At 70.2% G+C, this 14,511-nt stretch carries 11 protein-coding genes; 8 read left to right on the plus strand and 3 right to left on the minus strand.

The window, feature by feature from the left end:
- Positions 1-426 precede the first annotated feature (426 nt).
- The gene (gene rpmB, locus ACFWIW_RS41555; RefSeq protein ID WP_007031450.1) at positions 427-618 is read right to left on the minus strand and encodes a 50S ribosomal protein L28; all 192 of its coding nucleotides are present in this window, start codon (positions 616-618) and stop codon (positions 427-429) included.
- 133 nt (positions 619-751) lie between these two features.
- On the opposite strand from rpmB, the gene ACFWIW_RS41560 reads away from it, so the two are divergent.
- The 5 genes from ACFWIW_RS41560 (at position 752) to ACFWIW_RS41580 (ending at position 7,514) form a co-directional block, all read left to right on the plus strand.
- On the plus strand, positions 752-2,335 hold the full coding sequence (locus ACFWIW_RS41560; protein ID WP_378373512.1) for a DAK2 domain-containing protein: 1,584 nt from the start codon (positions 752-754) through the stop codon (positions 2,333-2,335).
- A gap of 4 nt (positions 2,336-2,339) precedes the next feature.
- Positions 2,340-4,493 (plus strand): ATP-dependent DNA helicase RecG, encoded by a 2,154-nt coding sequence (gene recG, locus ACFWIW_RS41565; protein WP_378373513.1) that lies wholly within the window; start codon positions 2,340-2,342, stop codon positions 4,491-4,493.
- An 83-nt stretch (positions 4,494-4,576) separates the two neighbouring features.
- A complete protein-coding gene (locus ACFWIW_RS41570; RefSeq protein ID WP_378373514.1) occupies positions 4,577-4,957 on the plus strand; it encodes a hypothetical protein in 381 nt (126 codons plus the stop codon).
- Positions 4,954-7,008 (plus strand): caspase domain-containing protein, encoded by a 2,055-nt coding sequence (locus tag ACFWIW_RS41575; RefSeq protein WP_378373515.1) that lies wholly within the window; start codon positions 4,954-4,956, stop codon positions 7,006-7,008. Before ACFWIW_RS41570 ends, ACFWIW_RS41575 begins: the two co-directional genes overlap by 4 nt.
- A 2-nt stretch (positions 7,009-7,010) precedes the next feature.
- Positions 7,011-7,514, plus strand: a complete 504-nt coding sequence (locus ACFWIW_RS41580; RefSeq protein WP_378373516.1) for a GNAT family N-acetyltransferase — start codon at positions 7,011-7,013, stop codon at positions 7,512-7,514.
- Here the strand turns inward: ACFWIW_RS41580 and ACFWIW_RS41585 are convergent.
- Both ACFWIW_RS41585 and ACFWIW_RS41590 read right to left on the minus strand, forming a co-directional pair.
- Positions 7,504-7,911 carry a hypothetical protein gene (locus ACFWIW_RS41585; RefSeq protein ID WP_378373517.1) on the minus strand — a complete coding sequence of 136 codons (408 nt, stop codon included), beginning with the start codon at positions 7,909-7,911 and terminating at the stop codon, positions 7,504-7,506. The two genes, ACFWIW_RS41580 and ACFWIW_RS41585, sit on opposite strands and share 11 nt — an antisense overlap.
- 273 nt (positions 7,912-8,184) lie before the next feature.
- The gene (locus ACFWIW_RS41590) at positions 8,185-8,790 is read right to left on the minus strand and encodes a TetR/AcrR family transcriptional regulator (RefSeq protein WP_378373518.1); all 606 of its coding nucleotides are present in this window, start codon (positions 8,788-8,790) and stop codon (positions 8,185-8,187) included.
- 31 nt (positions 8,791-8,821) lie between these two features.
- On the opposite strand from ACFWIW_RS41590, the gene ACFWIW_RS41595 reads away from it, so the two are divergent.
- The 3 genes from ACFWIW_RS41595 to ACFWIW_RS41605 all read left to right on the plus strand — a co-directional run bounded on the left by ACFWIW_RS41595 (position 8,822) and on the right by ACFWIW_RS41605 (position 14,417).
- Positions 8,822-9,982, plus strand: coding sequence for an erythromycin esterase family protein (locus ACFWIW_RS41595; protein WP_378373519.1), 1,161 nt, complete (start codon positions 8,822-8,824; stop codon positions 9,980-9,982).
- 69 nt (positions 9,983-10,051) lie between these two features.
- Positions 10,052-10,951: a S8 family peptidase gene (locus ACFWIW_RS41600; protein WP_378373521.1), complete on the plus strand. Its 900-nt coding sequence runs from the start codon at positions 10,052-10,054 to the stop codon at positions 10,949-10,951.
- 88 nt (positions 10,952-11,039) lie between these two features.
- Positions 11,040-14,417 carry a pyruvate carboxylase gene (locus ACFWIW_RS41605; protein WP_378373520.1) on the plus strand — a complete coding sequence of 1,126 codons (3,378 nt, stop codon included), beginning with the start codon at positions 11,040-11,042 and terminating at the stop codon, positions 14,415-14,417.
- The last annotated feature ends 94 nt before the right edge of the window (positions 14,418-14,511 follow it).

The raw sequence follows: 14,511 nt of genomic DNA on the forward strand, positions 1-14,511 counted from the left end.
GGTGTGACTCCTGGGGCGATGTCCAAGTCCGTGAAGGCCTCCTTGAGGGACCCAGAGTCCCTCAAGGAGGCCTTCACGGACTTCGCGGGGGTGCGCACGGGGCCCAGATCGAGTCAGTCTGGCGTGACGGAATGGACGGCACGGGTGATTCGACGGACGACACGCGTGACTGGTCGGACGACACTCGGGCGCGATCGGTCCCGCCGCGTGTCGTCCGGCTGGACACGCGTGTCGTCCACTCGGTCACCTGTGTCGTCCGTCGGATCACGCCTGCCGGCCTTCACGGACAGCGCGGCCCCACGTTGCGAAAGCCACTTTCGCAACCTTCAACGTTGCGAAAGTGGCTTTCGCAACCCGACCCGAGCCGGAGCGCAAAAAAAATGGCGGGCGCTCCGAAGAGCACCCGCCATTCCCCAAAAACCCGGCTCAGCCGCGAACGACCTTGCCCGCCTTGATGCACGAGGTGCAGGCGTTCAGGCGCTTGCGCTGGGACAGACCGATCTTGGCGTGAACGGTCTGGATGTTCGGGTTCCACCGGCGGTTGGTACGCCGGTGGGAGTGCGAGACCGACTTGCCAAAGCCCGGTCCCTTGCCACAGACGTCGCACACGGCAGCCACGTCGAACTCCTCTGGATCTGGGACAAAGAATGACGCGCCCAGCATGCTGGGCAACTCGACCATAGTAACCAGTGGCTCAGAGCCCTCCGGCACCGGGTCGATACCCTCGCTGGAACAGCTAGGAGGTTACGGGGTGCGGGTGCTGGACGTGGCGGCGGTGTCGGCCTGGTCGGCGGCCTGTGTGCACAGCTTGGCGGTGCTGCGGCCGTCGATCGACGGCATCAACGTCTACCCGGTCGCCGACTCCGACACCGGTTCCAACCTGCTGTTCACCATGACCGCGGCCCGCGAAGCGCTGGCGGAGGCCGAGCCGTCGACGACCGCCGAGGCGCTGGCGGCGTTCGCCAAGGGCGCGGTCGCGGCGGCCAAGGGCAACTCGGGCGTGATCATGTCGCAGGTCGTGCGCGGGATCGCCGAGTCGGCGGCCGCCCGCGACCTCGACGGGCCCGGGCTCGCGGAGGCGCTCGGCTGCGCGGACCGGGCCGCCACGGGCGCGGTGAGCCGTCCGGTGGCCGGGACCATCCTGACCGTCCTGCACACCGTCGCCGCGGCCGTCCGCGGCGCGACGGGCTCACTCGAAGAGGTGGCCGCCGAAGCGGCGAGTGTCGCCGCCGAAGCGCTCGAAGAGACCCCGAAGCAGCTGCCCGTCCTGGCGGTTGCCGGGGTGGTCGACGCGGGTGCCCGCGGCCTCGTCGCGGTCCTCGACGCGCTTTCCGGCGTGATCTCCGGGGGCCTCACCGAGCCGGAGCACCCGCTCGAAGCTCATCACCATCACACGATCGACGCGCCGACCGCGTGGGAGGTCATGTACCTGCTCGACGACGTCGACGAAGGCAGCCTCCCCGGGCTTCGCAAGACCCTCAGCGGCCTGGGTGACAGCGTCACGGTCGCCGGGGACGGCGCGGGCGCGTACGCCGTCCATGTCCACTGCGCGGACATCGGCGCGGCGCTGGAGGCCGGGATCGAGCTTGGCCGCCCCCGCCGGGTCCGGGTCGAGCCGCTGATCACGCCCACCCCGGTCGAGGTCGGCGGCGGGATCGACCGGTCGGTGGTCGCCGTGGTCCACGGCGGGCCGCTGGCCGAACTGCTGCGCGCGGAGGGGGTCGCGGTGCTTTCGGTCCCGCAGGGGGCCGAGCCGACGGTCGAGGAGATGCTGGGCCTGATCAACGAGGCCGCCGGGCATCACGTCACCGTCCTTCCCGGTGGTCAACAGCTGACCGCGGCGGCCGACGCGGCGGCCGGGCACGCGATGGCCGCGGATCGCGATGTCGTCGTCATCCCGTGCGTGTCACCCGTCCAGGTGCTCGCCGCGCTGGCCGTCCACGACCAGGACCGCCGCACCAACGACGACGTGGTCGCCATGGCCGAGGCGGCCGCCGCGACCAGGCGTGGCGAACTGAGGATCGCGCAGGAGGAGTCGCTAACCTGGGTGGGCCGGGCGCAGGCCGGTGACGTCGTCGGCCTCGTCGACGGCGAGGTCGTGCTGATCGAGCCCGCGCCCGCCTCGGAGACGAGCCTGGTCGCGGCGGCGGTCGGCGTGCTGAACCGGATGCTGGCCCTCGGTGGCGAACTGGTCACCGTGCTGACCGGCGTGGACGCGCCGGTCCGGCTGCCCGGTGAGCTGGCCGATCAGCTGCGCCTGGAGCATCCCGAGGTCGAAGTGACGAGTTACGCCGGCGGCCAGTCCGACGCCGTGCTGCTGATGGGGGTGGAGTGACCGCATGACCAACCTGCGCGCGGACCTCAAACTGGTCGTGGGCGCGGCGACGGCGAAGGCGCTGGCCAAGGGCCTCAAGATCGAGACGGTCAGCGACCTCCTGCGCCACTATCCCCGCCGCTACGCCGAGCGCGGGCAGCTCACCGACATCGCCGGCCTCGAACTCGGCGAGCACGCCACCGTGATGGCGCGGATCGAGCGGGTCAACAAGCGCCGGATGAAGGCGCGCAGCGGCACCTTGCTCGAAATGGTGATCACCGACGGCAAACGCCGCCTGCAGTGCACCTTCTTCAACCAGGCCTGGCGCGAAAAAGAGCTCGTACCCGGCAAGAACGGGCTGTTCGCGGGCAAGGTCACCGCCTTCCGCGACGTCCTGCAACTGGCGAATCCCGAGTACGAACTGTTCGACGCCGATCGCCAGGCCGAGGCGATGGACGATTTCCTCGCCGAGATCATCCCGGTGTACCCGGCGGCGCAGGGGATCCCGACCTGGGTGATCGCCAAGGCCGTCCGGCAGGTGCTGGACGTGCTGGAGGTCGACGAGGACCCGATGCCGATCGAGCTGCTCGCCCGGTACGGCCTGCCCAGCCTGGAAAGCGCGCTGCGCGGTATCCACCGTCCGTCGAGCTGGCAGGCGCTGAACTCCGCGCGTGACCGGCTCAAATGGGACGAAGCCATGGCGGTGCAGCTGATTTTCGCGCAGCGTCGGCATTCCCTGGTCTCGCGGCCCGCGAAAGCCTGCCCGCACACCGAAGGCGGCATCCTCGACGCCTTCGACAAGCGGCTCCCGTTCGCGCTGACGTCGGGCCAGCAGGAGATCGGCGAAGAGATCGCCCGCGATCTGTCCACCGAGCATCCGATGAACCGGCTGCTGCAGGGCGAGGTCGGTTCCGGCAAGACCGTGGTCGCGTTGCGGGCCATGCTGCAGGTCGTCGATTCCGGGCGGCAGGCGGCGATGCTCGCGCCGACGGAGGTCCTCGCCGCGCAGCACGCCCGGTCGCTGCGCGAGATGCTCGGCGACCTCGGGCAGGCGGGCGAACTCGGCGGCGCGGAGAACGCGACGCGCGTGACCCTGCTGACCGGTTCGATGGGCGCCAAGGAACGCAAGAAGGCGTTGCTGGAGACGGTCAGCGGCGAGGCCGGGATCATCGTCGGCACGCACGCGCTCATCCAGGACACGGTGTCCTTCGCGGATCTCGGCCTGGTCGTCGTCGACGAGCAGCACCGTTTCGGGGTGGAGCAGCGGGACGCGCTGCGCTCCCGCGGCGCCGACGAGACCAGCCCGCACGTCCTCGTCATGACCGCGACGCCCATCCCGCGGACGGTCGCGATGACCGTCTACGGCGATCTGGAGATCTCCGCGCTGCGCGAGATGCCGGTCGGCCGGTCGCCGATCAAGACGTCGGTGGTGCCGGTCGCGGAGCGGCCTGCCTGGCTGGACCGGGCGTGGCAGCGGGTTCGCGAGGAATGCGGCAAGGGGCACCAGGCGTACATCGTCTGCCCGCGTATCGGCGACGAACCGGCTTCGGACAAGGGCGACAAGCGGCCCGCGCTCGCGGTCCTCGACGTGGCGCCGGAGCTGGCCGAAGGACCGTTGAAGGGGCTGAAGATCGGCGCACTGCACGGCCGGATGCCCGCCGACGACAAGGACGCCGTGATGCAGGCGTTCTCCAAGGGCGACCTGGACGTGCTCGTCGCCACCACGGTGATCGAGGTCGGCGTGAACGTGCCGAACGCGACGGCGATGGTGATCATGGACGCCGACCGGTTCGGCATCAGCCAGCTGCACCAGCTGCGCGGCCGGGTCGGCCGGGGCAGCGTGCCGGGGCTTTGCCTGCTGGTCACCGAAACCCTGGACGGGACCACCACCCGCGAGCGGCTCGCCGCCGTCGAGTCCACGACGGACGGTTTCGAACTGTCCAGAATGGACTTGGAACTGCGCCGCGAAGGCGACATCCTCGGCGCCGCGCAGTCGGGGAAGAAGTCGACCCTGAAACTGCTGTCGCTGCTGCGCGACGAGGACGTCATCGCCGAGGCACGGGCCCGTGCGTTGGAAATCGTCGAGAAGGACCCGGCCTTGGGTAATTACTTGGGGCTGGCGCATATGATCGCCGACGTCGTCGACGAAGATCGCGTGGAGTATCTGGAAAAAAGCTGACGTGAACAGCTCTGCCCGATCGGACCTTGCCGCCGGACGGGTAAAGGGGCTTTCCTCGTTCCGTACGGGCGAGGGAGGCCGGGATGACAGCAGCGGTGCGGATCCGGCTCGGTGAGGACGGGGCCGACGCGGAACGGGTCGACCAGCTCGCCGGGTACCTCCGAGGGGAACTGATCGAGCGCGGTGTCGCCGAGGTCAAGGCGTTGCCCGCAGGCGAGGCACCACCCGGCTCGCGGGGCTTCGACGTGGCGACCGCGGGCGGCCTGCTGGTCACGCTGGGGAAGTCCGCCGAAGGCCTGCGCTCGGTGGTGGCGGCCGTACGGGAATGGCTTTCGCGCGGCGGACGGGTGAAACGCACGGTCCGGCTGGAAATCGACGGCGACGTGCTGGAGCTGTCCGAAGCGACGCTCACCGATCAGGACAAACTCGTCGATCTCTTCGTGCGCAGGCATTCGTCGTCATGACCGGCGAGCGGCGTGCCCTGATCATCGCCAACGGGGAGTACGACAACCCCGGGCTGAGCGCGCTGCGGTCCCCGGCCGCCGACGCCGAGGCGCTCGCCGAGGTCCTCGCCGACCGGGCCGTGAGCGAGTTCGACGTCCAGGTGGTGCGTGACGAGACCGCGCACGTGATCGCGGGCCGGGTCGAGGATCTGTTCGCCGACAGCGCCCCGGACGACGTCCTGCTCGTGCATTTCTCTTGCCACGGCTTGAAAAGCGAGTCGGGCGAGCTGTTCTTCGCCGCCCGCAACACCCGGCCGGAGCGGCTCGCGTCGACCGCGGTCCCCGCCGACTTCGTCCAGCGCTGTATGCGGATGAGCCGGTCGCGGAGCATCGTCCTCCTGCTGGACTGCTGTTACGGCGGCGCGTTCAGTCAAGGGGTCGCCGTGCGCGCCACCGGTGAGGCCAACGTGCTCGACGCGTTCCCCGGCGGGGGTTTCGGCGGCCGTGGCCGGGCGGTGATCACCGCGTCGAACTCCATCGAGTACGCCTTCGAGGGTGATCAGCTCGCCGACGACCACGTGCGGCCGTCGGTGTTCACCTCGGCACTGGTCGAAGGGCTGCGGACGGGCGACGCGGACCGCGACGAGGACGGCTGGATCGCGCTCGGCGAGCTTTACGACTATCTGTTCTACAGCGTCCGGGAGCGGAATCCGAACCAGACACCCAGCCGCGACATCGAGATGCAGGGCGAGCTGTACCTGGCCAGGAGCAGGCGCCGCCGGATCAAACCGTCGCCGGTCCCGGCCGATCTGCGCGCGGCGAGCGAGGATCCCAACATGTTCACCCGCCTCGGCGCGGTGACCGAACTCGAGCGACGGCTGACGAGCGGCAACCTGTCGGTCGCCATCGGCGCGTACGAAGTCCTCACCACGATGGCGCAGACCGACATCCAGCACATCGCCGAGGCCGCCGACCGGGCGCGACGGGAAGCGCGAGTGCGGGCCGAATCCGGCGTGATCCGGTTCGGCGAGGTCGTCCGGGGAGCGCGCCCGGTGGCGCGTGTCCGGCTGGCCGGGCCGCCGATCGCGCGGGCGTGCCACTTCGCTTCGTCGCATTCCTGGCTGCGGGTGACCGAAGACGGCGACGGTGCCGAAATCTCCCTGGAGCTGTCGGAGCTCGGGGCGTTCGACGGGCGGATCACGGTGACCGGACCGACCGGCGAGGTGGTGGTGCGGGTCGAGGGCCAGGTCGTCGCTGAACCCGCGCCGGTGCCGCCCCGGTCGCGACCGGAGCCTGAGCCCGAGCCGGTCCCGGAGCCTGAGCGGGTCCCGGAGCCAGTGGCGGCCGCGGCTTCTTCGCCGAAGGCCGAGCCGTTCGCCGTCGCCGCCGGTCTGCTCGCGTTCGCGGCGGCGGTGTACCTGGTGCCCATCGCCTTCGCGCTCAGCCACAGCCTGGAGGATTTCTTCGAAGACGGCGGCTGGACGGTCGTGCCGCTCGGGGTCTTCGCGACGGCGGCGGGGATCGCGATGCTCCTGCCGAGCACGCGCCGGATGGCGGGGCCGGGGGCGCTGTGCGGACTCGCGCTGCTGTCGGCGATCCCGACCGGCCCGGCGCTGCTCGTCCTCACCTCCGGCTGCCTGCTCGCGGGGGCGGTCTGCGCGCTGGTCGCGATACGGCGTGACCGGAGTTTCCGGCTCGGGCTGGGCAAGCCGCGGGACGGGCTCGCCGTCGCGGCCCTCGTGGCCGGGGCCGGTTGCGCGGCCGGGCTGGTGGCGGAGGCCGTCAAACTGATCGGCTACTCGTCGAGCCGGGCCGACGAGGCCGCGATCCACCTCGTGGTCTCGGTCGTGCTCCTGATCGGGACGCTGCTGGGCGCGTTGCTGCGGCCGGCGGCCTTCGGGGTCGCCTTCCTCGGCGGGGTGGCCGCGGGCGGCATCGTCATGGTGTGCGTGCTGTTCTACGCGATGCCGAGCAGTTCGAGCGTCACCGGCGCCGGCTGGGGGATCGCGCTGGGGGCGGTGCTCTCGCTGGCCGTCGTGACCGGTTTCGCCGCCCGGAAAGTGAAAGGCTGACGATGGCGACGATCCGCCTCGCGACCGTCGAGGACGCCTGGCCCATCGCGGAGGTGAACGTGCGGTCGTGGCAGTCGGCCTACCAGGGCCTGCTGCCCGAGCTCTACCTTCGCGATCTGTCCGTCGAGGAAAGGGCCGCCCGCTGGCAGCGGACCCTTGCCGACCCCGCCCACCAGGGCGACATCCTGGTCCTGGTCGAAGACGGGGCGCTGCTCGGCTTCACCGCCGTCGACCGGATTCGCGGGGAACTGCGCGCGATCTACCTCGAACCGGCGCGCTGGGGTACCGGATTGGGCAGACTGCTGCTCGACACCGCCGTCGTCGCGCTGCGGGAATCGGGCCACCGCGAGGCGACGCTCTGGGTGCTCGACACCAACGAACGCGCCCAGCGGTTCTACGCCGCCGGAGGATGGCGGCCGGACGGGGCGACCAAGACGGACACCATGCCCGGCGAGGACGTCCCGCTTTCCGAAGTGCGCTACCGGATCGACCTCGTCAGCGTTTGAACCAGGCGCTTTCCTCGGGTTTGTTGAGGGTGACGATGATGCCGACGGCGATGCCCATCCCGATCAGCTGGGTGATCGCCCCGCCGTTCACCAGGCTGATCAACCCCATGACCACGGCCAGCCCTTCCACCGCGATGACCGTCGGCCGCACCCAGGGCGAACCGTGGGAAATCCGTATCGCGCAAGCGATCAGCACGACGGCGACGACGAAACCGAGGATCGCCAGCGCCAGGGCGAGGCCCGCTTCCTCGTTGCCGTGGTCGAGTTCGTTGATCGCGAGCGCGGTCACGAGCGCGCTGACGAGGATGTTGAGGACCGCCTGTATCCAAAGGAAGACGCGGACGAACTTGAGCTGGCGCGGCATCTCCCGCGTCCGGTTCCGGACTTCCTCGGTCATGACGGTCCCCTCTCGTGGCTCGGAGAGACCAGTCTGGCGCGGAAAAGGCTTGGCGCTGACGGTAAAACTGTCCGCAGCCCCGGGCTCGGTGGGCCTGGATGGTCGTGAGTGGTCGAATAGGCGGTGAGGGCCTCCATCCCTACCCTGAAGGTAGGCAAGGAGGCCCTCACGGACTATGCGATCGCCACCCGCGGCCCCGGCTGCACCACCTGCCCCAGCCGAAGAAACTCGACCTTCACGTACTCAGGCGAGCGACGAGACCCCAGGAGCCGGTCAAGAGATCCGCACAAAAGCGCCCTCCCGCGCCGCCACCGCGACCGCCCGCGCCGCGACCCGCGCGTCCGCCACCGTCACGCTTTCCCGTGACAGGAACAGCCGGTAGAAGAGCGGCCCGCACACCGCCCGCACCAGCTCGTCGCCGTCCGTGCCGGCGGGGATCTCGCCCCGAGCGACGGCCCGTTCCGCGATCGGCGCCATGCGCACGTGCCGGTCGGCGTAGAAGTCGTGCAGCGCCTCGGCCGCTCGCGGTGACTGGAAGGCCGCCGACACCGACGCCGTCGGCAGCTCCTTCAGCTCGGGCTCGGTGAAATACCGCACCACCTCGGCCGCGACCTCGTACAGATCGCCTTCGAGCGACCCGGTGTCGGGCGCCGTCCAGTCGTCCTCCGTGCCCATCTGCAGCGCGGCGGCGACGAGGCCGTCCGGTGACGACCAGCGCCGGTACACCGTGGTCTTGTGCACCCCGGACCGCTCGGCGACCGCGTCCACGGTCAGTTCGCCGAAGCCGCGTTCGGCCAGCAGGTCGAGGGTGGCGTGCAGGACGGCCTGGCGCGTGCGCTCGGTCCGGCCGCCGGGCCGCTGGGTACCGGAGGTTGCCAATTGCTACTCCTGTTGCGTTAGTGTGGTCAGTATGTCAGACCCAGCGAAGATCGCCGAACTCATCGGGGACGCCAGGATCGTCGCCATCGGTGAGAACAACCACCACATCCACGAGTTCGGCGACCTGCGCAATCGTTTGCTCCGGCACCTCGTCGAGCAGCACGGCTTCCGGGTCGTGGCGTTCGAGTCCGGCTTCGCCGAGGGCGAGCTCGTCGAAGACTGGCTGAAGGGTGCCCCCGGCGACGTCGCCGACATCGGTCGCGACGGTTTCACCTTCTCGCTCGGGGAGTCGCCCGAGGCGCACGAAATGCTGACGTGGCTCCGCGAACGGGGCGACGTCCGGTACTACGGCCTCGACGTGCCGAGTTCCGCGGGCTCGCCGGTGCCGTCGCTCGAAGCCGTCCGCGCCTACCTGTCCACTGTGGACGGAACGGCCGTAGCCCTCGTCGACGCGGCGATCGAGGCGACCAAGGGATACGCGTCGGTCAGCAGCGCGGAAGCGCCCGCCAAGTACGCCGCCCTCGACACGGCCGCGAAGGACAAGGCGACCGCGGCGCTCACCCGGCTCAAGACGCACCTGACCTCGCTGCGTCCCGTCTACGGGGACACCGCCGTCGCGGAGCACCACGTCGAAGGCGCGCTGCGTGTCGACGCGTACCTCGCCGAGGTCGCCGCGATGATGTCCGGCGACGCGCCCGCCCTGCAGAGCGGTTCGCGCGACGCGTACATGGCCGACACCGTCCGGCTGATCCGGCGGCTGCACGGCGACGACACGAAGATCGTCGTGCTGCTCCACAACGGACACCTCCAGCGCGTGCCGTTCTCGCCGTTTCCCGGCCTCACCTCGCCGTCGGCGGGTACGCATCTGGCCGCCGAGTTCGGCGACGAATACTTCGCGCTCGGGCTCACCGCCGTCGACGGCGAAACCACCGGGCTCAAGCCCGATCCTGAGGCACGGCTCGGTTTCACCGTGTACCGCCAGGAGCTGGAAGCACCCGCGGACGGCAGCGTCGAAGCCGAGGGACCGGGGCTGATGGACCTCCGCGCACGACGGGGAACCGCGGGACCGCGGAGCATCCGGCACGCGCACCTGTTCAACCCCGTCGACGTCGTGGAGGCGTTCGACGCGCTGGTCTGCTTCCCGAAGTCGACGGTCAGCGCCCATATCGGCCAAGACCAGTCGAACGGGTGACACTCCGGGGTTGCCGCCCCGGAAGCACAGGCGTAGAGCCAAGGAATGATCATTCGACTGGTACGGATCATGGCCGCGCTGGCCCTCCTGGTGCTGGTGGCGCAGCCCGCCTCCGCGACGGAAGTGCAGCAGAACCCGCCGAACTGGGGGCTGGACCGGATCGACCAGCGAACGGGTCTCGATCAGCTCTACCACTACGAGACCGACGCCAAGGACGTCACGGTCTACGTGATCGACAGCGGGGTCGACGCGGCGCATCCGGATTTCGGCGGCCGCGTCAAACCCGGCAAGGACTTCCTGAACGGCGGCACGGACACCTCCGACACCAACGGTCACGGCACGTACTTGGCCGGTGTCGCCGCGTCGAGGACCTTCGGCGTCGCGAAGGCCGCGCAGATCGTCCCGGTCCGGGTGATCGACGCGCAGGGCGGTGGTGCCACGGACAAGATCATCGCGGGGATCGACTGGGTGACACAGAACGCCCAGCAGCCCGCCGTCGCCGTCCTCGGCATCGGCGGCACGGCCAACGACCAGCTCGACGCCGCCGTCCGGGCGCTCGCGGCGGTCGTCCCGATCGCGCTTCCGGCGGGCGGCGAGGCCACCGACGCGGGCAAGTTCTCACCCGGCCGGGTCACCGAAGCGCTCACCGTCGGGTCGACCGACGCGAGTGACCAGGTCGGGTCGACGTCGAACTACGGCGAGGTCGTCGACCTGTTCGCGCCCGGCGTCGACGTGCCGGGACCCAACGCGGGCGGGAGCGGCGGCCGGGTGCTCAGCGGCACGTCGTCGGCCGCCGCGCACGTCGCCGGGGTGGCCGCGCTGTACCGGGCCCTGCACCCGGAGGCACCGGCGCCGGACGTCGCGAAAGCACTCGTCGACCTCGCTTCGGTCGACGTGCTGACCGGGGTCCACGAGGGCACCGCGAACAGGTTGCTGCAGAGTCCCGGGGCGCAACTCAGCCAGGGATGACGTCCATCACCTGGACGACAACTCCCGCCCTGCGGGAGCGAGCAGGTAACGTGCCTCACCTACCGATCCGATGATGGGAAGGACCGGCATGTTCCGCAAGGTACTGGTCGCCAACCGGGGTGAGATCGCCATCCGCGCGTTCCGCGCCGGATTCGAGCTCGGCGCGGGCACGGTGGCTGTGTTCCCGCACGAAGACCGCAATTCGCTCCACCGGCTGAAGGCCGACGAGGCCTACGAGATCGGCGAACCCGGTCACCCGGTGCGGGCCTATCTGTCGGTCGAGGAAATCGTGGCGGCCGCCAAGAAGGCGGGCGCCGACGCCGTTTACCCCGGCTACGGCTTCCTCTCCGAGAACCCGGACCTCGCGCGCGCGTGCGAGGACGAAGGAATCACCTTCGTCGGACCGAGCGCGGACATCCTCGAGCTGACCGGCAACAAGGCCCGCGCGGTCAAGGCCGCCCGCGAGGCGGGCGTGCCGGTGCTGGGTTCCTCCGAGCCGTCGTCCGACGTCGACGCGCTGATCGCCGCCGCCGAGGAGATCGGCTTCCCGGTGTTCGTCAAGGCCGTCGCCGGCGGTGGCGGACGCGGTATGCGCCGCGTCCAGGACCCGGCGCAGCTGCGCGAATCCATCGAGGCCGCCGCACGCGAGGCCGAGTCGGCCTTCGGCGACCCGACGGTGTTCATCGAGAAGGCCGTCGTCGAGCCGCGCCACATCGAGGTCCAGATCCTCGCCGACGGCGCGGGCAACGTGATCCACCTCTACGAGCGCGACTGCTCGGTCCAGCGGCGGCACCAGAAGGTCGTCGAGCTGGCCCCGGCGCCGAACCTGCCGTCCGAACTGCGGGACCGGATCTGCGCCGACGCGGTGAAGTTCGCGCGCCAGATCGGCTACCGCAACGCCGGTACCGTCGAGTTCCTGCTCGACCGGGACGGCAACCACGTCTTCATCGAGATGAACCCGCGCATCCAGGTCGAGCACACGGTGACCGAGGAGGTCACCGACGTCGACCTCGTCCAGTCGCAGCTGCGCATCGCCTCCGGTGAGACGCTCGACGACCTCGGCCTGTCGCAGGACAGGGTGTACCTGCGCGGCGCCGCGCTGCAGTGCCGCATCACCACCGAGGATCCCGCGAACGGCTTCCGCCCGGACACCGGGATGATCAGCGCGTACCGCTCGCCCGGCGGTTCCGGTATCCGCCTCGACGGCGGGACGGCGTTCTCCGGCACCGAGATCAGCGCGCATTTCGACTCGCTGCTGGTGAAGCTCACCTGCCGTGGCCGCGACTTCAAGACCGCCGTCGGCCGCGCCCGCCGCGCGGTCGCCGAGTTCCGGATCCGCGGGGTGGCCACGAACATCCCGTTCCTGCAGGCCGTCCTCGACGACCCGGACTTCCGCGAAGGCCGTGTCACGACGTCGTTCATCGAGGAGCGCCCGCATCTGCTCACCGCGCGCCATTCGGCCGACCGCGGGACCAGGCTGCTGACCTACCTCGCCGACAAGACGGTCAACAAACCGCACGGCGAGCGGCCGCGCACCCTCGACCCGCAGGTCAAACTGCCGAAGCTGCCCAAGGGCCTCGAACCGGCGCCCGGCTCGAAGCAGAAGCTGACCGAGCTGGGCCCGGAGGGTTTCGCCCGCTGGCTGCGGGAGTCGCCGACCATCGGCGTCACCGACACCACCTTCCGCGACGCGCACCAGTCGCTGCTGGCGACCCGTGTGCGGACGAAGGACCTGCTCGCCGTCGCGCCGATCGTCGCGCGGACCACGCCGCAGCTGCTCTCGCTGGAGTGCTGGGGCGGCGCGACCTACGACGTCGCCCTTCGCTTCCTGGCGGAAGACCCGTGGGAGCGGCTGGCGAAGCTGCGGGAAGCGGTGCCGAACATCTGCCTGCAGATGCTGCTGCGCGGCCGCAACACCGTCGGCTACACGCCGTACCCCACCGAGGTGACCCACGCCTTCGTCGAGGAGGCGACGGCGACCGGGATCGACATCTTCCGGATCTTCGACGCGCTCAACGACGTCGAGCAGATGCGCCCGGCGATCGAAGCCGTCCGCGAGACCGGATCGGCCGTCGCCGAGGTGGCGCTCTGCTACACCTCGGATCTGTCGGATCCGGCCGAAAAGCTGTACACGCTGGACTACTACCTCAAGCTGGCGGAGCAGATCGTCGGCGCGGGGGCGCACGTCCTGGCCATCAAGGACATGGCGGGCCTGCTGCGGGCGCCGGCGGCGGCGCGGCTGGTTTCCGCGCTGCGCAAGGAATTCGACCTTCCGGTGCACATCCACACACACGACACCGCGGGTGGCCAGCTGGCGACGTACCTCGCCGCGATCCAGGCCGGGGCGGACGCCGTCGACGGTGCCGTCGCGTCCATGGCGGGTACGACGTCACAGCCGTCGCTGTCCGCGCTCGTCGCGGCGACGGATCACTCGGGCCGTCCGACCGGGCTGGACCTGCAGGCCATCGGTGACCTGGAGCCGTACTGGGAGAGCGTGCGCAAGATCTACGCGCCGTTCGAGGCGGGACTCTCGTCGCCGACCGGGCGCGTGTACCACCACGAGATCCCGGGCGGTCAGCTGTCGAACCTGCGCACGCAGGCGATCTCGCTCGGCCTCGGCGAGCGGTTCGAGGACATCGAGGCGATGTACGCGGCCGCCGACAAGATCCTCGGGCATCTGGTCAAGGTCACGCCTTCGTCCAAAGTGGTCGGTGACCTCGCGCTGCACCTCGTCGGCGCGGGTGTCTCGCCGTCCGATTTCGAGGCGGAGCCGAACAAGTTCGACATCCCCGACTCGGTGATCGGCTTCCTGCGCGGCGAACTGGGCGACCCGCCCGGCGGCTGGCCGGAGCCGTTCCGCACCAAGGCCCTCGAAGGCCGCGCTCAGCCGAAGCCGGTGCAGGAACTGTCCGAAGAGGACCACAAGGGGCTGGCCGAGAACCGGCGCGCGACGCTGAACCGGCTGCTGTTCCCTGGGCCCACGAAGGACTTCGAGGCGCACCGCGAGCAGTACGGTGACACCTCCGTCCTGCCGTCCAAGGACTTCTTCTACGGCCTGCGGCCGGGCGAGGAGTACTCGGTCGACCTGGAACAGGGTGTCCGGCTGCTGATCGAGCTGGAGGCCATCGGCGAGGCCGACGAACGCGGCCTGCGCACGGTGATGTCCACGCTCAACGGGCAGCTGCGCCCGATCCAGGTCCGCGACACCTCGATCGCGTCGGACATCCCGGCGACGGAGAAGGCCGACAAGGGCGACCCGAAGCAGATCGCCGCGCCGTTCGCGGGCGTGGTCACGCTGCAGGTGTCCGAGGGCGACGAGGTCGAGGCCGGTGCCACGGTCGCGACCATCGAGGCGATGAAGATGGAGGCGTCGATCACCGCTTCCACCGGCGGCAAGGTGTCGCGGCGCGCGATCAACGCCGTCCAGCAGGTGGAAGGCGGGGACCTGCTGCTCGTGCTGGAGTAGCCGGGCTGTCCGTGAGGGCCTCCTTCACTACCTTCAGGGTAGGGAAGGAGGCCCTCACGGACTTTGGCCTTTACGGCTCGTGGCAGGGCGCCGG

This window comes from Amycolatopsis sp. NPDC058340 (assembly GCF_042723975.1).
Taxonomy (GTDB): domain Bacteria; phylum Actinomycetota; class Actinomycetes; order Mycobacteriales; family Pseudonocardiaceae; genus Amycolatopsis.

Excerpts from the sequence above, each read along its gene's own strand:
- recG (WP_378373513.1), top strand. The coding sequence starts at position 2,340 with ATGACCAACCTGCGCGCGGACCTCAAACTGGTCGTGGGCGCGGCGACG.
- ACFWIW_RS41570 (WP_378373514.1), top strand. The coding sequence starts at position 4,577 with ATGACAGCAGCGGTGCGGATCCGGCTCGGTGAGGACGGGGCCGACGCG.
- ACFWIW_RS41575 (WP_378373515.1), top strand. The coding sequence starts at position 4,954 with ATGACCGGCGAGCGGCGTGCCCTGATCATCGCCAACGGGGAGTACGAC.
- ACFWIW_RS41580 (WP_378373516.1), top strand. The coding sequence starts at position 7,011 with ATGGCGACGATCCGCCTCGCGACCGTCGAGGACGCCTGGCCCATCGCG.
- ACFWIW_RS41585 (WP_378373517.1), bottom strand. The coding sequence starts at position 7,911 with ATGACCGAGGAAGTCCGGAACCGGACGCGGGAGATGCCGCGCCAGCTC.
- ACFWIW_RS41595 (WP_378373519.1), top strand. The coding sequence starts at position 8,822 with ATGTCAGACCCAGCGAAGATCGCCGAACTCATCGGGGACGCCAGGATC.
- ACFWIW_RS41600 (WP_378373521.1), top strand. The coding sequence starts at position 10,052 with ATGGCCGCGCTGGCCCTCCTGGTGCTGGTGGCGCAGCCCGCCTCCGCG.
- ACFWIW_RS41605 (WP_378373520.1), top strand. The coding sequence starts at position 11,040 with ATGTTCCGCAAGGTACTGGTCGCCAACCGGGGTGAGATCGCCATCCGC.